The organism is Streptomyces sp. NPDC046727, assembly GCF_040645635.1.
In the GTDB taxonomy this organism is placed as follows: Bacteria; Actinomycetota; Actinomycetes; order Streptomycetales; family Streptomycetaceae; genus Streptomyces.
The window spans coordinates 1-24,406 of record NZ_JBEYYR010000040.1; the positions used below are offsets into that span (position 1 = coordinate 1).

Consider the following 24,406-nt stretch of genomic DNA (forward strand, 5'->3'; position numbering starts at 1 on the left):
CTTCGGTCTTGCGTTTCCGACTCTATCAGATCTTTTCTCGATCCGATTTCCTCGGTGCTTTCCAGGTTCCCGCTCTCGCGTTTCCCTTTCCGGCGTTTCTGACTCTATCAGATCCTTTCGGTATCCGATTCCCGGTCGGCGGGGGTGTCTTCGGGCTTTTGGCTTTTCGCCGTTCGGCCTTTCGACGTTCACTACGTTAGCCGATTTCCTCGGCGACTCATAATCGAGTCTCGCGAGTTCGAATTCAGGCACACGGACGCGCCAGAATCGACCCCGCTGAGGGGTTGAAGCTAGGTAGTGGGTTGGCCGCTCCGGCTGCAGGCGATCGCCGTACCCGGTTCAGCGGCTCGGGATACATTACGCACCTCGGCAGGCCGCGTCAACTTGGGCGGCGCCTCGGTACGTGGGCCCGATACGGGCTGACCGTCGGGTCGTTGGCGACCCAGTAGCGCCACGGGTGGAGGTCGCCGTCCCCGCCCTCGCCGGCGACACCGGTCCGAGGGCCGCTGCGTACCTGGTCGGAGGGGATCGGCGTACCGGTCAGCATTTTCAGTGGTGTCTCGTCGGCGGCACACGCGTCCGTGCCGTCCAGGGCCCGGTCGACCTCCAGTGCGGTGGCCAGCCGGGCCGGTCCCTTGGCCAGTTCCTTGTCGTTCCGGGCCGAAACACGTCGCTTGCGGGCCAGCTCGGCGCCGTCCACTACTTCGCCCGCGCGGAGCAGCACGGCGCTCGCCCGGCCCTCGGGTCCGCAGACCAGGTTCATGCAGTGCCACATGCCGTAGGTGAAGTAGACGTACACGTGTCCGGGTGGACCGAACATCACCGCGTTGCGGGCGGTGCGGCCGCGGTAGGCGTGTGAGCCGGGGTCGTTCGGGCCGTCGTACGCCTCCACCTCCGTGAGGCGGAGGGCGATCGGGCCGTCGGGTGTCGTGCGCACCAGGATGCGGCCGAGGAGGTCCGGGGCGACCTCCAGGACCGGGCGGTCGAAGAAGGCTCGGGGAAGTGGCGTACGGTCCGGTGGCGCGATCATGCCCTCTGAGGGTAGTCCAGACGGGGCACCGTGCTGGCGGAACCGGGCGCGGGCCGATCGCGTTTGTACGGGTCGAGGGTCCATTCGTAAAGGGAGAGTCATGGCGTTCAAGAAGCTGCTCGCGAGCCTGGGGGCCGGCGGGGCGTCGGTGGAGACGGTGCTGACCGAGGTCAACGTCGTGCCCGGCGGTGTCGTCCAGGGTGAGGTGCGGATCCAGGGCGGGTCCGTGAACCAGCAGATCGAGGGCCTGTCGGTGGGCCTGCAGGCCAAGGTCGAGGTGGAGAGCGGCGACCAGGAGTACAAGCAGGACATCGAGTTCACCAAGGTGCAGCTCGGCGGTGCCTTCGAGCTGCAGGCGGGGGCCGTGCACGCCGTGCCGTTCGGCCTGGAGATCCCCTGGGAGACGCCGGTCACCATGATCGACGGGCAGTCGCTGCGCGGGATGCACATCGGTGTGAGCACCGAGCTGGCGATCGCGCGGGCCGTGGACTCGGGCGACCTGGACCCGATCAACGTGCACCCGCTGCCGGCGCAGAAGGCGATCCTGGACGCCTTCATCCAGCTGGGCTTCCGCTTCAAGAGCGCGGACATGGAGCGCGGCCACATCCGGGGTACGCGGCAGAAGCTGCCATTCTACCAGGAGATCGAGTTCTTCCCGCCGTCGCAGTACCGGGGTCTGAACCAGGTCGAGCTGAGCTTCGTGGCCGACGAGCACGCCATGGACGTCGTCCTGGAGATGGACAAGAAGCCGGGTCTGTTCAGCGAGGGCTCGGACACCTTCCGGTCCTTCCAGGTGGGTCTGAACGACTGGCAGGGGACCGACTGGGCGGCTTACCTCAACCAGTGGCTGTCCGAGGTCGGCAGCAAGCGCAACTGGTTCTAGGCTCGGGACTGCTGGTTCCAGATCATCGATCAGGGAGGTACCGAGGTGACCGAGCTCAAGCGGCGGCCGCTCCCCCACGATTTCCATCCGCCCGTGCCGTCGTTCACGGTGACGAGCGAGGACATCGAGGAGGGCGCGACGCTGAAGAGCGCCCAGGTCCACGCGGAGGGCAACACCTCGCCGCACCTGCGGTGGGAAGGCTTCCCGCCGGAGACCAAGAGCTTCGCCGTGACCTGCTACGACCCCGACGCGCCGACCGGCAGCGGGTTCTGGCACTGGGTGCTGTTCGACATCCCGGCCTCGGTGACCGAGCTGCCGGCGGGGGCGGGCAGTGGCAAGTTCGAGGGGCTGCCCGCGGGCGCCGTGCACGTGCGGAACGACTACGGGACGAAGGACTTCGGCGGTGCGGCTCCGCCGCCCGGGGACGGCCCGCACCGGTACGTCTTCACGGTGTACGCGGTGGACCAGGAGAAGCTCGGTCCCGACGCGGACGTCTCTCCGGCCGTCGTCGGCTTCAACCTCCGGTTCCACGCCCTCGCGCGTGCCCAGCTGATCGGTGAGTACGAGAACCCCGAGCGGGGCTGACCGCACCGCCCCGATTCAGCCGAGCGTTCATGGAACGTTTGCCCGCCTCCGGTCTTGGAAGTGATCGGAGGCGGGCATTTTTTATTGCGTTGTCCATCTCGGCGTGCCCGTCCAGAGTTGATCCAAGCCCGCCGGGGGGTGGGCAGGTGCACACGGGAGGTGGGCTGGATGCGTGACACGTTGGTCCTGAACGCGAGCTTCGAGCCGCTGTCGACGGTAACTCTGAACCGAGCCGTGGTCCTGGTGCTCCAGGACAAGGCCGTGGTCGAGCAGGCCCATCCCGAACTGCGCATGCGCGGCGCCGATGTGGACATACCCGCGCCCCGGGTGATCAGGCTGTGCCGGTATGTACGGGTGCCGTTCCGAAGACAAGCCCCGTGGTCGCGGCGGGGGGTGCTGGTCCGGGACCGGCACCGGTGCGCGTACTGCGGGCGTCGGGCGACGACCGTGGACCATGTGCTGCCGCGGTCGCAGGGCGGGCAGGACACGTGGCTGAACACGGTCGCCGCGTGTGCGGAGGACAATCACCGGAAGGCGAACCGGACTCCGGAGGAGGCCGGGATGGCCTTGCTGAGGGAGCCGTTCGAGCCGACGCCGGCGGATGCGATGCTCTTGGCTCTGGGGCAGGAGGACTTCGCTGCGCTTCCTGAGTGGCTCGCCCGGGATGCGGCCTAGGCGTCTGCCGGGTTCTGTTCGTCGGCGGCTGCGGGTTGTCTGTGGTTGTTCGCACGGTTCTGCCCCGCGCCCCTGAAGGGGCGCGGGGCAGAACCGTGCGTCGCAAAGCTCCCTCAGTCGATCGACGGCTTCTCTCGGCGCTCGGAGCCGGCCGCGCCGCCATTGCCCGAACCTCCGCCCAGCGGGCCGAAGTTGCCCATCGCGCCGGAGAGGCCCTTGAGGGCGTCGCCGATCTCGCTGGGGACGATCCAGAGCTTGTTGGCGTCGCCCTCGGCGATCTTCGGGAGCATCTGGAGGTACTGGTAGCTCAGGAGCTTCTGGTCGGGGTCGCCGGCGTGGATCGCCTCGAAGACCGTACGGACCGCCTGGGCCTCGCCCTCGGCGCGCAGGGCGGCGGCCTTGGCCTCACCCTCGGCGCGCAGGATCTGGGACTGCTTCTCGCCCTCGGCGGTGAGGATGGCGGCCTGGCGCGTACCTTCGGCGGTGAGGATCGCCGCGCGCTTGTCACGGTCGGCGCGCATCTGCTTCTCCATCGAGTCCTGGATGGAGGTCGGGGGCTCGATGGCCTTGAGTTCCACGCGGTTGACGCGGATGCCCCACTTGCCGGTGGCCTCGTCCAGGACGCCGCGCAGGGCCGCGTTGATCTCCTCGCGGGAGGTCAGGGTGCGTTCGAGGTCCATGCCGCCGATGATGTTCCGCAGCGTGGTGACCGTCAGCTGTTCGATGGCCTGGATGTAGCTGGCGACCTCGTAGGTGGCGGCCCGGGCGTCGGTGACCTGGTAGTAGATGACCGTGTCGATGTTCACGACCAGGTTGTCCTGGGTGATCACCGGCTGCGGCGGGAACGGTACGACCTGTTCGCGCAGGTCGATCCGGTTGCGGATGGTGTCGATGAACGGGACCACGATGTTGAGGCCCGCGTTCAGTGTCCGTGTGTAGCGGCCGAAGCGCTCGACGATGGCGGCGCTGGCCTGTGGGATGACTTGGATGGTCTTGATCAGGGCGATGAAGACCAACACCACCAGGATGATCAAGACGATGATGACCGGTTCCATCGTCGTTCCCCGTACCCTTCTCCGCCTCGGCGCCTTCGGCAGATCTCATGACTGTTGAAGATCTTGCTGGTCGAGTCTGACAGACCGTCGCGCAACTCGTGAGCCGTTCTCGGCGAGTTGTCCTCAGAGGACGATCGCGGTGGCCCCTTCGATGTCCACGACGTCCACCTCCTGGCCCACTTCGTAGGCGCGGCCGGTGTCGAGGGATCGGGCCGACCAGACCTCCCCGGCGAGCTTGATCCGGCCGCCGGACGCGTCGACCCGTTCCAGTACGACGGCCTGTCTGCCCTTCAACGCCTCTACGCCGGTGGCGAGTCGGGGGCGCTGTGTGCCGTGCCGGGCCGCGATGGGCCGGACGACGGCGATGAGGGCGACGGAGACGACGACGAACGTGAGGACCTGGATGACGGCGTCGAAGCCGAGGGCGGAGACGACCGCCGCTGCCACGGCTCCCACCGCGAGCATGCCGAATTCCGGCATCGCGGTGACCACGAGCGGGATTCCGAGCGCCGCCGCGCCGACGAGCCACCACACCCATGCGTCGATGTCGTTCACATGGTCATGGTAGGGCCGTGGTCGGGCGGCGGACAGGGCGCGAAGGGGAGAGCGGCGGGGTCAGGAGAGGGGCAGACCCTGGGCGGTCCAGCGGTCGCCGACCTGCTCCACGACGAGCGGGAGACCGAAGCAGAGGGAGAGGTTGCGGGAGGTCAGTTCCAGTTCGACGGGGCCGGCGGCGAGGACCTTGCCCTGGCGGATCATGAGGACGTGGGTGAAGCCGGGGGCGATCTCCTCGACGTGGTGCGTGACCATGATCATCGAGGGGGCGATGGGGTCGCGGGCGAGCCGGCCGAGGCGGCGGACGAGGTCCTCGCGGCCACCGAGGTCGAGTCCGGCGGCGGGCTCGTCCAGCAGGAGCAGCTCGGGGTCGGTCATCAGGGCGCGGGCGATGAGGGTGCGCTTGCGCTCGCCCTCGGAGAGGGTGCCGAACTTGCGGTCCAGGTAGTCGCTCATGCCGAGGCGGTCGAGGAAGGCGCGGGCGCGCTGCTCGTCGACGTCCTCGTAGTCCTCGTGCCAGCCGGCGGTCATGCCGTAGGCGGCGGTGAGGACGGTCTGCAGGACGGTCTGGCGCTTGGGGAGCTTCTCGGCCATGGCGATGCCGGCCATGCCGATGCGGGGGCGCAGCTCGAAGACGTCGGTGCCGGGCTTGCCGAGGGTCTCGCCGAGGATGGTGGCGGTGCCCTTGCTGGGGTAGAGGTAGCTGGACGCGACGTTCAGGAGGGTGGTCTTGCCGGCGCCGTTGGGGCCGAGGATGACCCAGCGCTCGCCCTCCTTCACCGACCAGGAGACCTGGTCCACCAGAGCCCGGCCCTCGCGGACCACGGATACGTCCTGAAGCTCCAGAACATCGCTCATGAGCGCGTTGTCTCCCCTTGCAGTGTCGCCGGTCTCGGCTGTCGCGTACGCCTGTGGCTCGGGTCCGCCGCGCCTGTGGGCGCAGCCCTTATGAAATCTACGCCACGAGTGCCCCGCCCCATTCCATCGGTCCGGTCCTTAGGGTGGGGGCATGCTCTCGGAACCGCGTTCAGGACGCCTTGCCGCTTGGGGAAATGCCCTTTTGGCCGGACTTGTCTCTCCGGATGACGCCGCACTCGCCATCGTGGGCGAGGACACGGTGCACCGGGTGGAGGGGCTGCCCGGCGAATCCGCGCCGGTCGGGCTGACGCTCGCGCTGGGGCGGCTGCGCGCGCTGGGGGTGAGCGGGCTGCGGGTGGCGCTGCCCGCGCCGGGGCATCCGCTGGGGCTGAGCGGTCCGCCGGAGTTCAATGCGCGGGCGCTGGAGGCCGAGGAGGCGGTGGTCTGTCACGGTGCCGCGTTCGGGCTGGTGCCGGAGGTGTACGAGGCCGGGCCCGAGGGTGATGTGCATGCCGAGGTGGTCTGGCAGGTGCTGCCGGTGCGGGAGGCGCCGCCGGCCGATGTGCCGTCCCTCGGCGAGGCCGAGCGGGAGCTGGCGGAGGCGCTGCGGGACGCGACCGAGGTGCTGTCGAAGCTGGACGTCGCCGGGTCGGGGCCGGTGGCGGAGGCGGCGATCGACGCGTACCGGGCGCGGGCCGAGCGCGGGCGGGAGGTGCTGGCGCCGGGGTACCCGTCGCGTGCGGTGCGGGTGTTGGAGCTGGCCCAGCGGGTGGGGCTGCTGGTGTCGATGGCGTACGGCAACGGGCACGGGGGTGCGGTGAGCGCCTCGGAGATGGCGGCGCGGGGAGCGGCGCTGCGGCCGGTGGAGCGGACGGCGCGGCGGGCACAGGTGGCGGCGTACAACTCGTTCGTGGAGGAGCGGGAGCGAGGGGGGCGGTAAGCGACCCTCAAGGCCCTGTGCGGGTGCCGATGCCCGGGGCGGCAGGGCCGCGCCCTGAGCACTCCCGTCGGCGCCGGCGGATGCGCCGGCCTCGCTGCCCGAGGGCGGTCACGGCGGGCGCGGCCTTCTCGGCGACGCCCAGGGACGTGCTCGTCGGACGGCAACCTGACAGGCCCCCCGGGTGCACGCCGGGGGGCCTGGGGTCGTGGTCGGACGGACCTCAGCGGTTGACGCCGAGGTTGCCGAAGGCCGGGTTCAGCACGCCGATGACGTTCACGCTGTTACCGACCGCGTTCACCGGCACGTGCACCGGGACCTGAACGACGTTGCCCGAGCCGACGCCCGGGGAGCCCTGGGCCTCGCCGGCCGCGTGGGCGCCGCCGTGGGCGGAGGCCAGACCGGCGCCGGCGGCCACCAGGCCACCGGCCACCATCGTCACGGCCGCTGCCTTCTTCAGGTTCTTCACTGTCAACCCCTCCTAGACGTTCACCGCGGCGATCGCCGCGGCACGCACTGGAGAACGGCGGAGATCACCGGAGGATGCGCCATCCGGGTGACATTCCCACGACGGTATGAATCTCGGCCAGGGCCGTGACCCTCCGTGTTGCCGCCGGTGAGGCGTTGGGCAGGGCGTTTCAGCCGGTCATGCCATGGCGTACGGCCCACAGCGCGGCCTGGGTGCGGTCGGCGAGGTCGAGCTTCATCAGGATGTTGGAGACGTGCGTCTTGACGGTCTTCTCGGAGAGGACGAGGGCGCGGGCTATCTCGCGGTTGGAGCGGCCGTCCGCGATCAGGCCGAGCACCTCGCGCTCCCGGTCGGTGAGCGAACCTCCCCTGCCCTGGCCGCTGTTGGCCTCCTCCTGGGAGAGCAGGACGTCGGCGACCTCCGGCTGGAGCAGGATGTGCCCGGCGTGCACGGAGCGGATGGCGCCGGCGAGGGCGTCGGGGTCCACGTCCTTGTAGACGTACCCGGCGGCGCCCGCGCGCAGGGCCGGGACGACCGTGCGCTGCTCGGTGAAGCTGGTGACGATCAGCACGCGCGCGGGGTTGCCGAGTTCGCGCAGTCTGCGCAGCGCGTCGATGCCGTCCAGGCCCGGCATCTTGACGTCCATGAGGACGACGTCGGGCCGCAGTTCCTCGGCGCGGGCGACCCCGTCGGCGCCGTCGGCGGCCTCGCCCACGACCTCGATGTCGTCCTGCACCTCCAGGAAGGTGCGCAGGCCCCGGCGGACGACCTGGTGGTCGTCGACCAGCAGGACCTTGATCGGTTCACCCACCGGGGACCTCCATCTCGATCGTGGTGCCCTTGCCGGGCGCCGATTCCACGGTCAGCGAGCCGCCGACACCGCCGGCCCGGTCCCGCATCGAGACCAGGCCGAGGTGGCGTCCGGCGCGGCGGACCGCCGTGGGGTCGAAGCCGCTGCCGTCGTCGGTGACACGCAGGACGGCGCCGTTGCCGCGCCGCTCCACGCTCACGTCGACCCGGCCGGCGCCGGAGTGGCGCAGGGCGTTGTGCAGGGCCTCCTGGGCGACCCTGAGCAGGGCCTCCTCCTGGGCCGCGGGCAGGGCGCGGAAGCCGTTGCTGGTGAAGGTCACGTGCGCGGTGTGGGCGCGGTCGAGGACGTGGATCTGGGTGCGCAGGGTGGCGAGCAGGCCGTCCTCGTCCAGTGCGGCGGGCCGCAACTCCACGACGGCCGCGCGCAGTTCGTCGGCGGCCTCGGCGGCGAGGCAGGCCACCTGGTGCAGTTCGCCCTTGGCGCGGGCGGGGTCGCGGTCGACGAGCGCGGCTGCCGCCTGGGCGGTCAGGCGCAGGGAGAACAGCTTCTGGCTGACCGCGTCGTGCAGTTCGTGGGCGAGGCGGGAGCGTTCCTCGGCGATGGTCAGTTCCCGGCTGCGTTCGTAGAGGCGGGCGTTGGTGAGGGCGATGGCGGCGTGCTGGGCGAGGATGGCGAGCAGTTCCTCGTCGTCCTGCGTGAAGCCGCAACTGCCCTGGGGCTTCGTGCAGTTCTTGTTCGCCAGGAACAGCGCGCCGATGACCTCGTCGCCGTCGCGGATGGGCAGGCCCAGGAAGTCGACCAGGTCGGGGTGGGCGGACGGCCAGCCCTCGAAGCGGGGGTCCTTGCGCACGTCGGCGAGGCGCTCCGCCTTCGCCTCGTGCAGCATCGCGGCGAGGATGCCGTGCTGGCGCGGGAGCGGCCCGATGGCGCGCCACTGGTCGTCGCTGACGCCGTCCACGACGAACTGGGCGAAGCCGCCGTGGTCGTCGGGGACGCCGAGGGCGGCGTACTGCGCGTCGAGCAGCTCACGGGCGGAGGCGACGATCGTCTTGAGGACGTCGCGCACCTCCAGGTGCCTGCTCATGGCCAGCAGCGCGGAGCTCACCGCGGCGAGGCCGGACCGGGGGCCTTGACTCATGCCCTCACGGTACCGGCGGGGTGTGACAGCGCGGATCGGACCTGTGCCCGCGGGACCCGGTCCGCTGGGCCTAGGACGGACGGCGTAGGCCGCCGGGCCCGGGGCGCGGGGCGTACGCCGAAGGTTCCCGGCGGGATCCGGCCCGCGTCCGAGGTGGCCCGGGCGGTGCCGTTCCTACGGTGGGGTCACCGCCCGGCGGGGGCGGTGGGCGACGAGGGGACGGGGTCATGCCGGTAGCGATCATCACGGGGGCCTCCAGGGGCCTGGGGCGGGCGCTCGCCGAGGCGCTGGCCGGCCGCGGCTGGGATCTGGTGCTCGACGCCCGGGGCGCCGGCGCCCTGCAAGAGGCCGCGGAGGCCGTCACGAGGCACGGTACGCGGGTGGTGGCGCTGCCCGGGGACGTCACGGACGGGGGGCACCGGGCCGAGCTGGTGGCCGCCGCCTGGCGGCTGGGCGGGGTCGACCTGGTGGTGAGCAACGCGAGCGCGCTGGGTGCCGAGCCGCTGGTGCGGCTGGCGGAGCTGCCCCTGGAGGGGCTGCGGCGGGCGCTGGAGGTGAACGTGGTGGCGGCGCTGGGCCTGGTGCAGGAGGCGCTGCCGCTGCTGGAGGCGTCGCCGGCGGGCGCGGTGATCGCGGTCAGCTCGGACGCGGCGGCGGAGGCGTACGGGACGTGGGGCGGCTACGGCGCCTCGAAGGCGGCGCTGGACCAGCTCGCCGCGGTGCTGGGCGTGGAGCAGCCGGGGCTCAGGGTGTGGGCGGTGGACCCCGGGGACATGGCGACGGACCTGTACGCGGCGGCCGTACCGGACGACGACGGTCCGCGTCCGGCGCCCGCCGGTGTCGTACCGGCGTTCCTGCGGCTGCTGGACGAGCGGCCGGCGAGCGGGCGGTATGCGGCGCCGGCTCTGGTGGAGGGGGCATGAGCACCTCCGTGCGGGTGCCGAAGGAGCTGTCCGCGCGCGTGCCCGCCGAGCAGCGGGGTCCGGGGCTCGGCCGGGACGCCGTACGGCTGCTGGTGTCGTGCGGCACGGAGGTGGCGCATCACGCGTTCCGTGAGCTGCCGGAGCTGTTGCGGGCCGGGGATCTGCTGGTGGTGAACACCTCGCCGACGCTGGCCGCCGCGGTGGACGGGCGGCTCGGGCACGCGCGCGTGGTGGTGCACTTCTCCACGCGCGGGGACGACGGACGGTGGGCGGTCGAGCTGCGGGAACCGAACGGACGCGGTACTACGCGCGCGCGTGCGGGCTCGTATGCGGGGGCAGAGGTGGCATTGGCGGGCGGGGGCCGGCTGGTGCTGGAGGAACCGCTGAGCGCGCGCGGGGAGCGGCTGTGGTGGGCGCGGGCCGCCGGGGCGGACGTACGGGAGGTGCTCTGGGAGCACGGGCGGCCCATTCGCTACTCCTATACGGAGCGGGACCAGCCGCTGTCCGTGTACCGGACGGTGTTCGCGCTGCCGTCGCCGGACGGGGCGGGCAGTGCGGAGATGCCGAGTGCGGCCCGGCCCTTCACCGCGCGGCTGGTGGCGGAGCTGGTGAGCCGGGGGGTGCAGTTCGCGCCGGTCACGCTGCACACGGGGGTCTCGTCGCCGGAGGCGCACGAGCCGCCGTATCCGGAGCGGTTCGCGGTGCCCGAGGCGTCGGCGCGGGTCATCGCCGGCGTCAGGGCGGGGGGCGGCCGGGTGATCGCGGTCGGGACGACGGGCGTACGGGCCGTGGAGTCGGCGGCGGGGCCGGACGGGGTGGTCCGGGCGGCGGAGGGGTGGACGGATCTGGTGGTCACGCCCGAGCGCGGGGTGCGGGTGGTGGACGGGCTGCTGACCGGGCTGCACGAGCCGGAGGCCTCGCATCTGCTGATGCTGGAGGCGGTCGCCGGGCGGGCGGCGGTCGACCGTGCCTACGAGGAGGCGCTGCGCCGGCTCTACCTGTGGCACGAGTTCGGCGACGTCCATCTCATCCTCCCGGAGGAGAGCCCTCACGCAGAGCGTTGCGACGGCAACCGGCTGTGAGACGGCCCCGCGTTCCGTGTGAGCCCGCGCATAGGGCCTGCATCACGTACGAAGGCGCATAGGAGATGCACCCTCCCGCATGAACGGGAAAGACGATCCCGTCTGTCCTATTTTGCCCTTCCCTGATCCACTATTCCGGATCGTACGTCACATCGTTGCTTGGGCATTTTGCGCCCGCTAAGAATTGCTCCCGTCGCTCAGCGCCGCCGGCTTCGGCCAGCGGCGTACGTGCGGGAGGAGCACTCCCCCGGCGGACGCAGGAGCGACCTCCGCGCTACTCGAAGAGGTCCATCAGCCATGCCCAAGAACATCCTCAACCGTGCTCATAGTCGTCCGCTGACCAAGCGGCACACGAAGATCGCCGTCGCCGGCGTCGCCGCGCTCGGCGCCGCCGCCCTTGCCTTCTCGGCCGCCCCCAGCAGCGCCGACACCGTCACCACCGGCGCCCCGGCCACGACCGCGCAGGTCGCCGCCGGCACCCTCCTGCACAACGTCAAGGGCACGGTCACCGACCAGCTCGCCGCCGAGAACGTCAAGCTCGACACCTTCGCGGCGCAGAAGAAGGCCGCCGACGCCGCCGCCGCGAAGAAGGCCGCCGTGGCCGCCGCCGCCAAGGAGGCCGCAGCCGCCAAGGCCGCCGCCGCGAAGAAGGCCGCGCAGGCGCACGCCGTCCAGCAGGCCGCCACGCGCTCCGTGCAGCGTCCCCAGGTGCAGCTGGTCGCCGCGAAGACGTACGCGAACAACCTCGACGGCTGGATCCGCCAGGCCCTGGACATCATGAAGGCCAAGGGCATCCCCGGCTCCTACAACGGCCTGCACAAGAACATCATGCGGGAGTCCTCCGGCAACCCCATGGCCATCAACAACTGGGACATCAACGCCATCAACGGCATCCCGTCCAAGGGCCTGCTGCAGGTGATCCCGCCCACCTTCAACGCGTACCACGTCCCCGGCACCTCGTGGAACATCTACGACCCGGTCGCCAACATCACCGCCGCCGCCAACTACGCGGCCGACCGGTACGGCTCGATCGACAACGTCAACAGCGCGTACTGAGGTCTGGCGCGGACCTCAGCGACGTGACGCCGAAGGGCGGCACCCCGATCGCGGGGCGCCGCCCTTCGGCGTCGTACGGGCAGGAGCGCGGTTACTTGCGCATGACCTCCGGCTCGTGGCGGCGCAGGAAGCGGGACACGAAGAAGCCGCAGACCACACCGAGCGCGATCAGCGCGACCATGTCCAGGCCCCAGGCCGCGGCCGTGTGGTCCCACAGCGGGTCGGTGCTGCCCGGGTCGTCGGTGTTCGGGGCGATGTTGTTGAAGTCCAGCGTGGTGCCGGCCGCGGCGACCGCCCAGCGCGAGGGCATCAGGTACGAGAACTCGTTGACACCGAGCGTGCCGTGCAGGGTGAAGAGGCAGCCGGTGAAGACGACCTGGATGATCGCGAACATCACGAGCAGCGGCATGGTCTTCTCGGCGGTCTTCACCAGCGAGGAGATCACCAGGCCGACCATCATCGAGGTGAACCCGAGCGCCATGATCGGCACGCACAGCTCGAACAGCGTCGAGCCGCCGAGGACGAGACCCTCCTCCGGGATCTCGCGGCTGGCGAAGCCGATCACGCCGACCAGCAGGCCCTGCAGCACCGTGACCGTGCCGAGCACGACGACCTTCGACATCAGGTACGCCGAGCGGGACAGGCCGGTCGCGCGCTCCCGCTCGTAGATCACCCGCTCCTTGATCAGCTCACGGACCGAGTTCGCGGCGCCCGCGAAGCACGCGCCGACGGCGAGGATCAGCAGGACGGTGGTGGCGGTGCCGTTCGGGACGTGCTGGCCGGTCTTCGGGTTGACCGCCTCGTTGACCAGCAGACCGCGGCTGTGGTCGATCAGCAGGCTGACCGCGCCGAGGACCGCGGGCAGGATCACCGTCAGCGCCAGGAAGCCCTTGTCGGAGGCGATGACCGCCACATAGCGCCGGATCAGGGTCATCAGCTGGGAGCCCCAGCTCTGCGGCTTGGGCGGCTTCATCGCCTGCGGCGGAGGCATGGGTACGGACTGCGGGGCGATCGCGTCGATCTCCGCGGCGTACATCTGGTAGTGCTGCGAGCCCTTCCAGCGGCCCGCCCAGTCGTAGTCGCGGTAGTTCTCGAAGGCGGAGAAGACGTCGGCCCAGCTGTCGTAGCCGAAGAAGTTCAGCGCCTCGTCCGGCGGGCCGAAGTAGGCGACCGCACCGCCCGGCGCCATCACCAGGAGCTTGTCGCACAGGGCCAGCTCGGCCACCGAGTGGGTGACGACGAGGACCGTGCGGCCGTCGTCGGCGAGGCCGCGCAGCAGCTGCATGACGTCACGGTCCATGCCCGGGTCGAGACCGGAGGTCGGCTCGTCCAGGAAGATCAGCGACGGCTTGGTGAGCAGCTCCAGGGCCACCGACACGCGCTTGCGCTGACCGCCGGACAGGGACGTGACCTTCTTGTCCTTGTGGATGTCGAGCTTCAGCTCGCGCAGCACCTCGTCGATGCGGGCGTCGCGCTCCTGCGCGGTGGTGTCGGCCGGGAAGCGCAGCTTGGCAGCGTACTTCAGGGCCTTCTTGACGGTCAGCTCCTTGTGCAGGATGTCGTCCTGCGGGACCAGACCGATGCGCTGCCGCAGCTCGGCGAACTGCTTGTACAGGTTCCGGTTGTCGTACAGCACCTCGCCCTGGTTGGCGGGCCGGTAGCCGGTGAGCGCCTTGAGCAGCGTCGACTTGCCGGAGCCGGACGGGCCGATCACGGCGACCAGCGACTTCTCGGGTACGCCGAAGGAGACGTCCTTGAGGATCTGCTTGCCGCCGTCGACCGTGACGGTCAGATGGCGGGCCGAGAAGGAGACCTCACCGGTGTCGACGAACTCCTCGAGGCGGTCGCCGACGATGCGGAAGGTGGAGTGGCCGACGCCGACGATGTCACTCGGGCCGAGCAGCGCCGAGCCGCCCTTCGCGATCGGCTGACCGTTGACGTACGTGCCGTTGTGCGAGCCGAGGTCGCGGATCTCGAGCCGGCCGTCGGGCGTGGCGTGGAACTCGGCGTGGTTCCGGGAGACCTGCAGGTCGGAGACGACCAGGTCGTTCTCCAGGGCACGACCGATACGCATCACGCGGCCGAGCGCGAACTGGTGGAACGTGGTCGGGCTGCGGTCGCCGTGGACCGGCGGCGCCCCCGCGCCACCACCGGGCACCTTCTGTGCGTAGCCCTCGGCGGGCCCGCCCTGCTGCTGCGGGAACGCGGGCTGCTGCGCCTGCTGCCAGCCGGCCTGGGGATCCTGCTGATGAGCCGCCGCCTGGTGGGGCACGGCCTGCTGCGGAGCGGCCTGTTGAGGGGCCGGGGCCTGCTGGGCCCAGCCGGGCGCGCCGGCGCCCTGGGCCGCGTACGGCGCCGCCGCCTGCGGCTGCTGACCCGGGCCGCCGACCGGGGCCGCTGCCGCCGAGAGGTTCAGCCGCGGTCCGTCGGTCGCGTTGCCGAGGTTCAGCGACGAACCGGGGCCGATCTCCATGTGCTGGATCCGCTGGCCCTGCACGAACGTGCCGTTGGTGCTGCCGTGGTCCTCGATGGCCCAACTGCGGCCGTTGAAGCTGACCGTGGCGTGCCGCCAGGACACCCTGGCGTCGTCGAAGACGATGTCCCCCTGCGGATCGCGTCCGAGGGTGTATGCCCTGGACGGATCAAGCGTCCAGGTATGTCCGTTTGTTTCGAGTACGAGTTCCGGCACTCCATGCCCCACTGAGTTGTCCCCCGAGTTACCCCCGTCGCAGGGAGTCTAGGGATGTCGAACATCGTGGGGAACTATTTCAGGCTTGGCCCCCTGACCGAAACCCGGGCCTTGCCAAGGGCGCCTGCGCGCGCTCCGACTCGCCCCGTTGACGGGGTTGAAAACGGGCCGGAGAGTGGTAATCCCCGCGAGGGGGACAAGCGCGGCCATCCGGCGCCGCGGCGTGGATCGGGGGGTCTGCGATGAGTGCACGGCACCGTGGGCCGCTGCCCTGGGTGGACGTCCTGCTGTCCGCGATCGCCGCCGTGAGCTGGGCGTTGATCGGCATGGCGGGCACGGCCGCGCTCGGTCTGCATCTGCTGCGGGTGGACTCGGCGGGCTCACTCGGCCCCATGACAGCGGCCGTTGTGGCGCTCGGGGCGGGCGGTTCGGTCTCCCCGTCGGGTGATGTGTCCGCTTTCGGACTGAAAGGGGCCGAGGCCCATACGGCCGTCGAGATCACGCCACTCGGCGTGAGCCTGGTCGGTGCGCTGCTGTTGTCGTGGTTCTTCCTACGGTCCTTGCGAGCGGCCGGAGTTGTCATCGCGCCCGCCGAACTCCTCGCGCGCGCGGGCGCGGTGGTCGTGCTCTTCGTGGCGACGCTCGGCGGACTCGCCTGGGCCGGTCACGACGTCGTCACCATCGACGGCGGCTCGCTCGGCCTGGACCGACTGCCGGGCGGGGACGGCGAGGGGGGCGGCGGGCTGAGCCTGCCCGGTCTCGGCGACGTGGGCGGACTGCTGCCGGACCGGATCGGTGACCTGATCGACGCCAAGGCTGCCGTCGGCTTCACCGTGGACACCTCGGCCACGCTCCTCGGGGGCCTCGGCTGGTGCGCCGGCGTCCTGCTGATCGCGCTGCTCGCCGCCCGCCGCGCTCCCCTGCCGCCCGGCTGGGCCGTCGTGCACCGGGCGGTCCGCCCGGCGGTCTCGGCGCTCGTCACCGTCCTGCTGACGGCCGTGGCGGCCGGGCTCGCGGCGGCGGCGTACGCGGCGATCGGCGACGACCACCCGCGGCGGATCGCCGGCGCGGCGCTGCTCGGCGCGCCGAACGGGGTGTGGCTCGGCGTGCCTCTCGGCCTGTTCGTCCCCTGGGACGGCAGGGCCACCGGCGTCCTCACCGCGGTGCTGCCGCACCCGCTGGACCAACTCCTCGACGGCCGGTCCGACGAGCCCGTGACCGTGGGCCGGCTGGCCGACCTGGACGGGCGGGTGTGGCTGCTGGTGGTGGCCGCGGTGCTGATGATCCTGCTGGCCGGGGTGCTGACGGCGGTCCGCACCCCGGTGGTGCGGCCCGGCGACACGGCGCTCGGCCTCGCCGCCCGCTGCGCGCTGCGGCTGGGCGTCGCCACCGCGCTCGCCCTCCCCTTCCTCGCCCGGCTGACGGACGTGTCCGCCGACGCCGCCCTGTCCGTCCTCGGCTTCGACACCTTCGACGCGAGCCTCACCCTGCACGGCCACCTCGGCACGGCCCTGCTCCTCGGGGCCGCATGGGGAGCGGCAGCGGGCGCGGCGGGAGCCCTGCTGGCCTGGGCCAGCGGGGCGGCGGGGGCGAGGGCGGTAAGGGCGGCGGGTGGGGGGACCGGCTCGGGTGCCGGTCACTTGGGGCGCGGCGATGAGGGGGCCGGCCCGGGTGCGGCTTCCGGGTACGGCGATGAGGGTGGGGGTGTGGGCTGGGGTGGGACTTCCCGGTCTGGCGACGGGGGCGGGAGCGGGGGGAATCGGTACAGCGGTGATGCCGGGCGCTCCGGATACGGGGGCGAGGGGGATGGGCCGGACGGCGACGGCGGGCGCTCCGGGTACGGGCATGAGGGCGCGGGGAACGGATACGGCGGTGACGCCGGGCGCACCGGGTACGAATCCGTAGCCGGGCCGTACGCGCCGGGCAGGCCCTACCGGCCGCCGAACCCTGACACGAACCCCTACCTGCGGCTCCCGGCGGAGCCGCGGGACATCTGGCCACCGGCGGCGGGGCAGGAGCCGGGGGTCGGGCAGAAGCCTGGGGGCGGGCAGGAGTGGGCGTACGGGCAGGGCCTGACGGCCGGGCCGGGACCGGCGGCCGGGCAGAAGCGGGCCGGCCGGCAGGAGCCGGTGGCCGGAGAGCCGACGGCTGGGCAGGAGGGGGCGGGCCAGGAAGAGTCGGCGGCCGGGCAGGACGTGTACGGTGCCCCGACCATCGCCGGGCCGCTCGGCCCTCCTCCGCCGTCGCCCCGGAAGCGACCGCCACCGCGACCGGCTGAGCGCCCACCGGTGACGCCGGACGACGGACCGCCGCCTCCCCCTCCCCCGCCCGGATCACCGAAGCGGCGCGGGTGAGGCCGGCGGCAAGGGACGGGGCTTCACCTGGACGGGGGTGCGCGCAGGGACGGCGGGCAGAGGCCGGGTCGCGCGGAAGCGGGGCGTCAGCGGCCCGGCGCGCGGAGGCGAGCCGCGCACCGGTGCTGAGGCCGCGCACCTCGAAGCCGGGAGCGCGGAGTCGACGCCCCCCAAGCCGGGGGGCGTGGAGGCGGGTGCGCGGAGGCCGGGGCGGGAGACAGGGGGCCGCGTACAAGGGAACAAGAATCGAGGCGTCGGCGTGCGGGGGATGTCGGGGTCGGGGATCGCCCTTCAGGGGCTGTCGTGGGACGCTCGTGAGGGAGCCGAGGCGGTGTCGTGCGTGCGTGTCGGCGTCGATCCCGGGCGGCAAGATCCCCGACACCGGACCGCCACCCATTGTTCCGTGTCCGTCAGGCGGACCTCGGCGGCGGGCGGCACTGGGTGCCGGATACGGTGGTGACACCATGAGCGCTTCGCAGACCTCCGCTTCGCAGACCTCCGAGGTCCCCACCCTCCTCGTCAAGATCTTCGGCAGGGACAGGCCGGGCATCACGGCGGGCCTCTTCGACACCCTGGCCGCCTACCTCGTCGACGTCGTCGACATCGAGCAGGTCGTCACCCGGGGCCGGCTGGTGCTGTGCGCGCTGGTGACCCAGCCGCCGGCCGGTCTGGAGGGCGACCTGCGGGCCACGGTGCACAGCTGGGCCGAGTCGATGAAGATGCAGGCGGAGATCATCTCGGGGCACGGCGACAACCGTCCGCGCGGTCACGGACGCTCCCTGGTGACCGTCCTCGGACATCCGCTGACCGCCGAGTCGACGGCCGCCATCGCCGACCGGATCGCGAAGGCCGGCGGCAACATCGACCGCATCTTCCGGCTCGCCAAGTATCCGGTGACGGCGGTGGAGTTCGCGGTGTCCGGCGTGGAGACCGAGCCGCTGCGTACGGCACTGGCCTCCGATGCGGCGGCACTGGGTGTCGACGTCGCGGTGGTCTCGGCGGGCCTGCACCGGCGCGCCCAGCGGCTCGTGGTCATGGATGTGGACTCGACCCTGATCCAGGACGAGGTCATCGAGCTGTTCGCCGCGCACGCCGGCTGTGAGGACCAGGTCGCCGAGGTGACGGCGGCGGCGATGCGCGGGGAGCTGGACTTCGAGCAGTCGTTGCACGCGCGCGTGGCGCTGCTGAAGGGGCTGGACGCGTCGGTGGTGGAGAAGGTGCGCCAGGAGGTCCGGCTGACGCCGGGCGCGCGCACCCTGATCCGCACCCTGAAGCGGCTCGGCTACCAAGTGGGCGTCGTCTCCGGCGGCTTCACCCAGGTCACCGACGACCTGAAGGAACGGTTGGGCTTGGACTTCGCGCAGGCCAACACGCTGGAGATCGTCGACGGCAAGCTGACCGGCCGGGTCACCGGCGAGATCGTGGACCGCGCGGGCAAGGCGCGGCTGCTGCGCCGGTTCGCCGCGGAGGCCGGCGTGCCGCTGTCACAGACGGTGGCGATCGGCGACGGCGCCAACGACCTGGACATGCTGAACGCGGCGGGCCTGGGCGTGGCCTTCAACGCCAAGCCGGTGGTGCGGGAGGCGGCGCACACGGCGGTGAACTTCCCCTTCCTCGACACGGTCCTGTACCTCCTCGGCGTCACCCGGGAAGAGGTCGAGGCCGCCGACACGCACGACGAGGGCTGAGCGGGCCCGCCCCGCGTCCGGCCACCGGGCGGGCCCGGCACCCGGTGCGGTGCCGCGCCCGCCGCCGTCCGGCGTCCTGCGTCGCCGTCCTGCGTCAGCGCCGGGTCACTCGGAGGGTGCCCAGTAGTCCGTGAGGGTGCCCACGCCCGGCTCGACGCCCTTCCAGGGGCCGTCGTAGGACAGCAGGGCGAAGGCGGCGGCGGGAAAGCCCCGGCGGTTCATCCGTTCGCGGGCGTCGCCGTCGGCCGAGCCGGCCAGGATCTCGGCCAGGGCATGCACGCCCGGGTTGTGGCCGATCAGGATCACGTTCCGCGCGTCGTCGGGCAGCTCGTTGAGCACGGCGATCAGCTCGCCGGGCGAGGCCTCGTAGACCCGCTCCTCGTAGACGGTTTTCGGCCGGTGCGACAGCTCGTGGACGGCGAGCTTCCAGGTCTCACGGGTACGGGTCGCCGTGGAGCACAGGGCCAGGTCGAAGGTGATGCCGGTGTCGGCCAGCTTGCGCCCGGCGACTGCGGCGTCCGTGCGGCCCCGCTCGGCGAGCGGGCGCTCGTGGTCGGGGACCTGGGGCCAGTCGGCTTTCGCATGCCGGAAGAGGACGATCCTGCGGGGTTCTGCGACGCTCATGGGACCCAGCTTCGCATGAAACAGGCCACCTGGCGCAGGGAGTTGACCATGCGGATTCACCGCGTGAGGGGGCTTCCCGTCAGCGCGCGAGGAGCTGCTGGGCGCGCTCCAGGAGCCGCGCTATCGCCGGGTCGCCGCTCGCTGCCTGGGCGTCCGACGGGTTCAGTATCAGCGCGAGCAGAACGATGAACGCGAGGGCGGGCAGGGCGAGCGCCCACCAGGGCAGCCGGATGTCGACGCCGCCCGTGGTCGCCGGGTGGGGCCGGGAGTGGGTGCGGGCCGGCATGGTCGCCTCCGTGAGTCTTCGAGCGGGTCCGTGACCGCCTGGTGCGGTCACCTCTCGAAGCTACGGAATCCGGGGCCGCCAACCCATCCGGAACTCCACCCAGTTGACCCTGACCCTTACCCCCTAGGGGATGGTGGGGTCAGCCCCACCATCCTCCGGGTGAAAACGGGCGGACCGGTAGGGCCGACAGGGGCGACCGGACCGGGGAAGCGGTGGAACCGGGGGACGCTGCCGTCAGGGAGACGCGATGATCGCCACGATGGCGATGATCACGAAGATGGCGAAGAACGAGCCGAAGACGAGCAGCATCTTCTTCTGGCCGTTCTGCGGGTTCGGGTCGAGCACAGGCTGCATGCGCCCAGTCTCGCACCCCGTCTCCCGCCCGGCCGCGCCGGGGGCACCCGGGTCGCCGGGTCAGCGCGCCGCCTCCTCCTCCACCGTACGGTCGCGGCCCGCGAGGAAGCCCACCGCCATCTGCGGCACCATCAGGCCCGCCATGAGGGCGATCGGCAGCCCCCAGCCGCCGCTCTGCTGGTAGAGCACGCCGACCAGCAGCGGGCCCGGGATGGAGATCAGATAGCCGGTGCTCTGCGCGAACGCGGACAGCTGGGCCACGCCCGGGCCGCTGCGGGCCCGCATCCCGACCATCGTCAGGGCGAGCGGGAAGGCGCAGTTCGACACGCCGAGCAGCACGGCCCAGGCCCAGGCGCCGCCGGACGGGGCGAGGTACAGCCCGGTGTACCCGGCGAGCCCGCAGGCGCCCAGGACCAGCACGATCGGTCCCTGGTGGGGCAGCCGGGTGGCGACCCGCGGGATGACGAAGGCCAGCGGCACGCCCATCACCATGGTGACGGCGAGCAGCACGCCCGCGGTGCCCGCCGGGACGCCCGCGTCGCGGAAGATCTGCGGCATCCAGCCCATGGTGATGTAGGCGGCGGTGGCCTGGAGCCCGAAGAACACGGCGAGCGCCCAGGCGGTGCGGCTGCGGGTGATGCGCAGTGGAGCGTGCTGTTCCGCCGCGCCGCGCGCGGGCTCCCGCGACGGGCCGGTGGCGGTGCCGCGGTCCCGGACGAGGGGCAGCCAGGGCAGCACGGCCGCCGCGGCGACGGCCGCCCACACGGCGAGGCCGGACTGCCAGCTGCCGCCCATGGCGTCGGTCAGGGGGACGGTCACCGCGGCGGCGAGCGAGGTGCCGAGGGCGAGGGCCATCGAGTACAGGCCGGTCATGGAGCCGACCCGGTCGGGGAACCAGCGCTTGACGATGACCGGCATCAGGACGTTGCTGACGGCGATGCCCATCAGGGCGAGTGCGCTGGCGGCCAGGAATCCGGCCGTGTTGCCGACGAAGGGCCGTATGAGCAGGCCGGCGGTGATGGCGGCCATGCCGGCGCACACCACGGCGGCGGGTCCGAAGCGGCGGGCCAGGCGGGGCGCGGTGACACCGAAGACGGCGAAGCACAGCGGAGGCACGGAGGTGAGCAGGCCGGCCACGCTGCCGCTCATGCCGAGTCCGTCGCGGACCTCCTCCAGGAGGGCGCCGAGGCTGGTGATGGCCGGGCGGAGGTTCAGCGCGGAGAGCACGATGCCGACGACGACCAGCCGGGTCGCCCACGCGCGCGTGCGGCCCGCGCCGGGGCTCGGGTCGGGTGTGCTCGCCACGGCGGCCGTACCGCGTTCGGTCGCTGACATCGCCGTACGGGTGCCCCTTGTCCTGGTCTCCGCTGTCCGTGTTTCCTCACTAGCCATGAGACCCATCATAGAATCATAGGATGATTGCCTGTCCATCCCCGAGGCGCCCGCGCCCGGTCCTCTCGTGCGAAGGTGTGCCATGCCCTTGAGCCACCCGCGCCGTTCGGCGCTGTCCGAGCAGGTCATCGCCGAACTGCGCAACCAGATCACCTCCGGCGAGTGGCCGGTCGGCTCACGCATCCCGACGGAGCCGGAGCTGGTCGAGCAGCTCGGTGTCGCCCGCAACACCGTCCGCGAGGCCGTGCGCGCGCTCGCCCACAACGGTCTGCTGGACATCCGCCAGGGCTCGGGCACGTACGTCGTGGCCACGAGCGAGCTGGCCGGCGTGATGCAGCGTCGCTTCGCCGGCGCCGACCCCCGGCACATCGCCGAACTGCGTTCCACGCTGGAGTCGGCCGCGGCCAAGCTGGCCGCCGAGCGGCGCACCGAGAAGGACCTCAAGCAGCTGGACACGCTGCTGGCACGGCGTGAGGAGGCCTGGGAGGCCGGCGAGGCGGAGGCGTTCGTGACGGCCGACGCCACCTTCCACCTGGCCGTGGTGGCCGCGTCCCACAACGACGTGATGACGGCGATGTACGCCGACCTGGGCGAGGTGCTGCGGGACTGGCTGCGCGCGGACGTCGGGGCGGAGCTGACCCCGGAGTCGCACATGGACCACGCGCGCCTGGTGGACGCGATCCGCGCCGGGGACGCGGAGGCGGCGGCGGTGGAGGCCGGGAGCTATCCGTTCCTGTGCGATCCGGGCCGGTTCAGCGCGCCTTCTGGTGGCTGATCCAGACGGAGCGGACTTCCTTCCAGCACCGGCCGGAGAGTCGTACGGTCATGGCGGCCCCGGCGTCCACCGGGGCGCTGTCGGTGTCGATGTCCCACCAGCGGGCGCACTCGATGTGCAGGCGCACGCGATCGATGTCGACATAGGGATTGTGGCAGTAGGCCACCACATGGGAGCCGCGGACCGTCGTGCGGCAGGAGGCGCCGAACCGGCTCGGCGCGGGCGGCTTGCCGTCGCCCACGCGCGCGTGGGACAGCGCGTCGTACGGCAGGGAGAGGACGAGAGCCAGGGCCACGGTCACCGGGGCCAGGCTGCGGGACAGGCGCACAAGGGGACCTCCTCGGCCGGCTGCGGCGGTACGTGCGGGGGAGGGCGTAATCCAGCGTGCGCCGTCGGCACGCCGGCGGCCCGGCCGGTGAGCCGAACGGGTGACGTGCCACGCCGGTCCAACGGCCGACGCCCCGCTCCCCGCTCGCGGCGGGAAACGGGGCGTCGGTGCGGCCTCGCGGGGATCAGGCGCCGATGGCGTGCAGACCGCCGTCGACGTGGATGATCTCGCCGGTGGTCTTCGGGAACCAGTCGCTCAGCAGGGCGACGACACCGCGGCCGGCCGGCTCCGGGTCCTTCAGGTCCCACTCCAGGGGCGAACGGCTGTCCCAGACGGACGCCAGCTCCCCGAAGCCCGGGATGGACTTGGCGGCCATGGAGCCGATCGGGCCCGCCGAGATGAGGTTGCAGCGGATGTTCTGCTTGCCCAGGTCACGCGCCATGTAGCGGTTGGTGGCCTCCAGGGCCGCCTTGGCCGGGCCCATCCAGTCGTACTGCGGCCAGGCGTACTGGGCGTCGAAGGTGAGGCCGACGACCGAGCCGCCGTTCTGCATCAGCGGCAGGCAGGCCATGGTCAGCGACTTCAGCGAGAACGCCGAGACGTGCATGGCGGTGGCCACCGACTCGAACGGCGTGTTCAGGAAGTTGCCGCCGAGCGCGTCCTGCGGGGCGAAGCCGATGGAGTGGACGATGCCGTCGAGCCCGCCCAGCTCCTCGCCGACCACGTCGGCCAGGCGCGCGAGGTGCTCCTCGTTCGTCACGTCCAGCTCGATGACCTTGGTGGGCTTCGGCAGCTTCTTGGCGATGCGCTCGGTCAGCGTGGGCCGCGGGAACGCGGTCAGGATGATCTCGGCACCCTGCTCCTGGGCGAGCTTGGCGACGTGGAAGGCGATGGACGACTCCATCAGGACACCCGTGACCAGGATGCGCTTGCCCTCAAGAATTCCGCTCATGGTGATCAGTGACCCATTCCCAGTCCGCCGTCAACCGGGATGACGGCTCCAGTGATGTACGAGGCGTCGTCCGAGGCGAGGAACCGCACCGTCGCGGCGATCTCCTCCGGCTGCGCGTAACGGGCGAGCGGCACCTGCGAGACGATGCTCTGGCGCTGCTCGTCGCTGAGCGCCCTGGTCATGTCGGTGTCGACGAAACCGGGCGCGACGACGTTGAAGGTGATGTTGCGCGAGCCCAGCTCCCTGGCGAGGGACCGCGCGAAGCCGACCAGGGCGGCCTTGGAGGCGGCGTAGTTGGCCTGCCCCGCCGAGCCCAGCAGACCGACCACCGACGAGATCAGGACGACGCGGCCCTTCTTGGCGCGCAGCATGCCTCGGTTGGCACGCTTGACGACACGGAAGGTGCCGGTGAGGTTGGTGTCGATGACCGAGGTGAAGTCGTCCTCGGACATGCGCATCAGGAGCTGGTCCTTGGTGACGCCGGCGTTGGCGATCAGGACCTCGACCGGACCGTGCTGGTCCTCGATCTCCTTGTAGGCCTGCTCCACCTGCTCCGGGTCGGTGATGTCGCACTTGACTGCCAGGAAGCCGGCCGGCGGCTCCCCCGAGCGGTACGTGATCGCAACCTTGTCGCCGGCGTCGGCGAATGCGCGGGCGATGGCGAGGCCGATGCCCCGGTTGCCTCCGGTGACGAGAACCGAGCGGCTCAACGGATCACCCTTTCGATAGCGGTCTGATGCGGTCGGCCAGCCCGCCCGAACACCTGGATGGCAGGCGGCTTCATCGAAAACCTATCGGTCGCGCCCCTCGCGTGGGCAATCGGGCACCGACAGTGGCGCGGGGGTGTCACTGTCGGGTCCCTACAGAACCGGCCGGTCCCGGGACCCAAAGGTGTGGTCCGCCGGGC

General features: G+C 71.7%; 25 protein-coding genes. 10 read left to right on the forward strand and 15 right to left on the reverse strand.

The genetic code is table 11. The features are described from left to right. Nucleotides 1-379: 379 nt before the first annotated feature. Nucleotides 380-1,030: a DNA-3-methyladenine glycosylase gene (locus tag ABZ937_RS35020; RefSeq protein WP_361697957.1), complete on the reverse strand. Its 651-nt coding sequence runs from the start codon at nucleotides 1,028-1,030 to the stop codon at nucleotides 380-382. A gap of 100 nt (nucleotides 1,031-1,130) precedes the next feature. Here ABZ937_RS35020 and ABZ937_RS35025 point away from each other — a divergent pair, with 100 nt between their 5' ends. The 3 genes from ABZ937_RS35025 (at nucleotide 1,131) to ABZ937_RS35035 (ending at nucleotide 3,173) form a co-directional block, all read left to right on the forward strand. After that, nucleotides 1,131-1,913: a sporulation protein gene (locus ABZ937_RS35025; RefSeq protein ID WP_361697960.1), complete on the forward strand. Its 783-nt coding sequence runs from the start codon at nucleotides 1,131-1,133 to the stop codon at nucleotides 1,911-1,913. Between the two features lie 45 nt (nucleotides 1,914-1,958). Then, nucleotides 1,959-2,498: a YbhB/YbcL family Raf kinase inhibitor-like protein gene (locus tag ABZ937_RS35030; RefSeq protein ID WP_361697962.1), complete on the forward strand. Its 540-nt coding sequence runs from the start codon at nucleotides 1,959-1,961 to the stop codon at nucleotides 2,496-2,498. 168 nt (nucleotides 2,499-2,666) lie between these two features. Next, nucleotides 2,667-3,173, forward strand: a complete 507-nt coding sequence (locus ABZ937_RS35035; RefSeq protein WP_361697964.1) for an HNH endonuclease — start codon at nucleotides 2,667-2,669, stop codon at nucleotides 3,171-3,173. A 113-nt stretch (nucleotides 3,174-3,286) separates the two neighbouring features. Here the strand turns inward: ABZ937_RS35035 and ABZ937_RS35040 are convergent, their stop codons facing one another. From ABZ937_RS35040 to ABZ937_RS35050, 3 genes are all read right to left on the reverse strand, one after another. Continuing rightward, nucleotides 3,287-4,228, reverse strand: a complete 942-nt coding sequence (locus ABZ937_RS35040; RefSeq protein WP_361697966.1) for an SPFH domain-containing protein — start codon at nucleotides 4,226-4,228, stop codon at nucleotides 3,287-3,289. A gap of 123 nt (nucleotides 4,229-4,351) precedes the next feature. Continuing rightward, entirely contained in the window at nucleotides 4,352-4,783 is a 432-nt protein-coding gene (locus ABZ937_RS35045; protein ID WP_361697968.1) for an NfeD family protein, read from the reverse strand. 60 nt (nucleotides 4,784-4,843) lie between these two features. Then, nucleotides 4,844-5,641 (reverse strand): ABC transporter ATP-binding protein, encoded by a 798-nt coding sequence (locus ABZ937_RS35050; protein ID WP_361697970.1) that lies wholly within the window; start codon nucleotides 5,639-5,641, stop codon nucleotides 4,844-4,846. A 151-nt stretch (nucleotides 5,642-5,792) separates the two neighbouring features. Between ABZ937_RS35050 and ABZ937_RS35055 the strand changes: the two genes are divergently transcribed. Further along, nucleotides 5,793-6,581, forward strand: a complete 789-nt coding sequence (locus tag ABZ937_RS35055; protein WP_361697973.1) for a hypothetical protein — start codon at nucleotides 5,793-5,795, stop codon at nucleotides 6,579-6,581. Nucleotides 6,582-6,801: 220 nt separating this feature from the next. Here the strand turns inward: ABZ937_RS35055 and chpE are convergent, their stop codons facing one another. From chpE to ABZ937_RS35070, 3 genes are all read right to left on the reverse strand, one after another. After that, nucleotides 6,802-7,047 carry a chaplin ChpE gene (gene chpE, locus ABZ937_RS35060; protein ID WP_361697975.1) on the reverse strand — a complete coding sequence of 82 codons (246 nt, stop codon included), beginning with the start codon at nucleotides 7,045-7,047 and terminating at the stop codon, nucleotides 6,802-6,804. Nucleotides 7,048-7,216: 169 nt separating this feature from the next. Further along, nucleotides 7,217-7,858, reverse strand: a complete 642-nt coding sequence (locus tag ABZ937_RS35065) for a response regulator transcription factor (protein WP_361697978.1) — start codon at nucleotides 7,856-7,858, stop codon at nucleotides 7,217-7,219. After that, the gene (locus ABZ937_RS35070) at nucleotides 7,851-8,996 is read right to left on the reverse strand and encodes a GAF domain-containing sensor histidine kinase (protein ID WP_361697981.1); all 1,146 of its coding nucleotides are present in this window, start codon (nucleotides 8,994-8,996) and stop codon (nucleotides 7,851-7,853) included. Before ABZ937_RS35070 ends, ABZ937_RS35065 begins: the two co-directional genes overlap by 8 nt. Nucleotides 8,997-9,223: 227 nt before the next feature. Between ABZ937_RS35070 and ABZ937_RS35075 the strand changes: the two genes are divergently transcribed. From ABZ937_RS35075 to ABZ937_RS35085, 3 genes are all read left to right on the forward strand, one after another. Beyond that, nucleotides 9,224-9,919: an SDR family oxidoreductase gene (locus ABZ937_RS35075; protein WP_361697984.1), complete on the forward strand. Its 696-nt coding sequence runs from the start codon at nucleotides 9,224-9,226 to the stop codon at nucleotides 9,917-9,919. Beyond that, nucleotides 9,916-11,001, forward strand: coding sequence for an S-adenosylmethionine:tRNA ribosyltransferase-isomerase (locus ABZ937_RS35080; protein WP_361697987.1), 1,086 nt, complete (start codon nucleotides 9,916-9,918; stop codon nucleotides 10,999-11,001). Before ABZ937_RS35075 ends, ABZ937_RS35080 begins: the two co-directional genes overlap by 4 nt. 297 nt (nucleotides 11,002-11,298) lie before the next feature. Beyond that, nucleotides 11,299-12,057 carry a transglycosylase SLT domain-containing protein gene (locus ABZ937_RS35085; protein ID WP_361697989.1) on the forward strand — a complete coding sequence of 253 codons (759 nt, stop codon included), beginning with the start codon at nucleotides 11,299-11,301 and terminating at the stop codon, nucleotides 12,055-12,057. Nucleotides 12,058-12,148: 91 nt separating this feature from the next. On the opposite strand, the gene ABZ937_RS35090 is transcribed toward ABZ937_RS35085, so the two are convergent. Then, nucleotides 12,149-14,746: an FHA domain-containing protein gene (locus tag ABZ937_RS35090; protein ID WP_361697991.1), complete on the reverse strand. Its 2,598-nt coding sequence runs from the start codon at nucleotides 14,744-14,746 to the stop codon at nucleotides 12,149-12,151. A gap of 242 nt (nucleotides 14,747-14,988) precedes the next feature. Between ABZ937_RS35090 and ABZ937_RS35095 the strand changes: the two genes are divergently transcribed. Together ABZ937_RS35095 and serB are read left to right on the forward strand one after the other, a co-directional pair. After that, a complete protein-coding gene (locus ABZ937_RS35095; protein WP_361697994.1) occupies nucleotides 14,989-17,100 on the forward strand; it encodes a streptophobe family protein in 2,112 nt (703 codons plus the stop codon). A 464-nt stretch (nucleotides 17,101-17,564) separates the two neighbouring features. Continuing rightward, nucleotides 17,565-18,788 (forward strand): phosphoserine phosphatase SerB, encoded by a 1,224-nt coding sequence (gene serB, locus ABZ937_RS35100; protein ID WP_361697996.1) that lies wholly within the window; start codon nucleotides 17,565-17,567, stop codon nucleotides 18,786-18,788. Nucleotides 18,789-18,893: 105 nt separating this feature from the next. On the opposite strand, the gene ABZ937_RS35105 is transcribed toward serB, so the two are convergent. The 4 genes from ABZ937_RS35105 to ABZ937_RS35120 form a co-directional block, all read right to left on the reverse strand. Then, the gene (locus ABZ937_RS35105) at nucleotides 18,894-19,412 is read right to left on the reverse strand and encodes a histidine phosphatase family protein (protein WP_361697999.1); all 519 of its coding nucleotides are present in this window, start codon (nucleotides 19,410-19,412) and stop codon (nucleotides 18,894-18,896) included. A gap of 79 nt (nucleotides 19,413-19,491) precedes the next feature. Then, nucleotides 19,492-19,698, reverse strand: coding sequence for a hypothetical protein (locus ABZ937_RS35110; RefSeq protein ID WP_361698001.1), 207 nt, complete (start codon nucleotides 19,696-19,698; stop codon nucleotides 19,492-19,494). A 234-nt stretch (nucleotides 19,699-19,932) separates the two neighbouring features. After that, on the reverse strand, nucleotides 19,933-20,052 hold the full coding sequence (locus ABZ937_RS35115) for an SGM_5486 family transporter-associated protein (RefSeq protein ID WP_361698004.1): 120 nt from the start codon (nucleotides 20,050-20,052) through the stop codon (nucleotides 19,933-19,935). A gap of 60 nt (nucleotides 20,053-20,112) precedes the next feature. Further along, nucleotides 20,113-21,456 carry a CynX/NimT family MFS transporter gene (locus ABZ937_RS35120; protein ID WP_361698007.1) on the reverse strand — a complete coding sequence of 448 codons (1,344 nt, stop codon included), beginning with the start codon at nucleotides 21,454-21,456 and terminating at the stop codon, nucleotides 20,113-20,115. A gap of 70 nt (nucleotides 21,457-21,526) precedes the next feature. Here ABZ937_RS35120 and ABZ937_RS35125 point away from each other — a divergent pair, with 70 nt between their 5' ends. Further along, nucleotides 21,527-22,219, forward strand: coding sequence for a FadR/GntR family transcriptional regulator (locus tag ABZ937_RS35125; protein ID WP_361698010.1), 693 nt, complete (start codon nucleotides 21,527-21,529; stop codon nucleotides 22,217-22,219). On the opposite strand, the gene ABZ937_RS35130 is transcribed toward ABZ937_RS35125, so the two are convergent. The 3 genes from ABZ937_RS35130 to fabG form a co-directional block, all read right to left on the reverse strand. Further along, complete coding sequence (locus ABZ937_RS35130; protein ID WP_361698013.1) at nucleotides 22,197-22,547, reverse strand: hypothetical protein; 351 nt, start codon at nucleotides 22,545-22,547, stop codon at nucleotides 22,197-22,199. The genes ABZ937_RS35125 and ABZ937_RS35130 overlap by 23 nt on opposite strands. Nucleotides 22,548-22,731: 184 nt before the next feature. Then, complete coding sequence (gene fabI, locus ABZ937_RS35135) at nucleotides 22,732-23,499, reverse strand: enoyl-ACP reductase FabI (protein WP_361469014.1); 768 nt, start codon at nucleotides 23,497-23,499, stop codon at nucleotides 22,732-22,734. 5 nt (nucleotides 23,500-23,504) lie between these two features. After that, nucleotides 23,505-24,209: a 3-oxoacyl-[acyl-carrier-protein] reductase gene (gene fabG / locus ABZ937_RS35140; protein ID WP_361698016.1), complete on the reverse strand. Its 705-nt coding sequence runs from the start codon at nucleotides 24,207-24,209 to the stop codon at nucleotides 23,505-23,507. Nucleotides 24,210-24,406 lie beyond the last annotated feature (197 nt).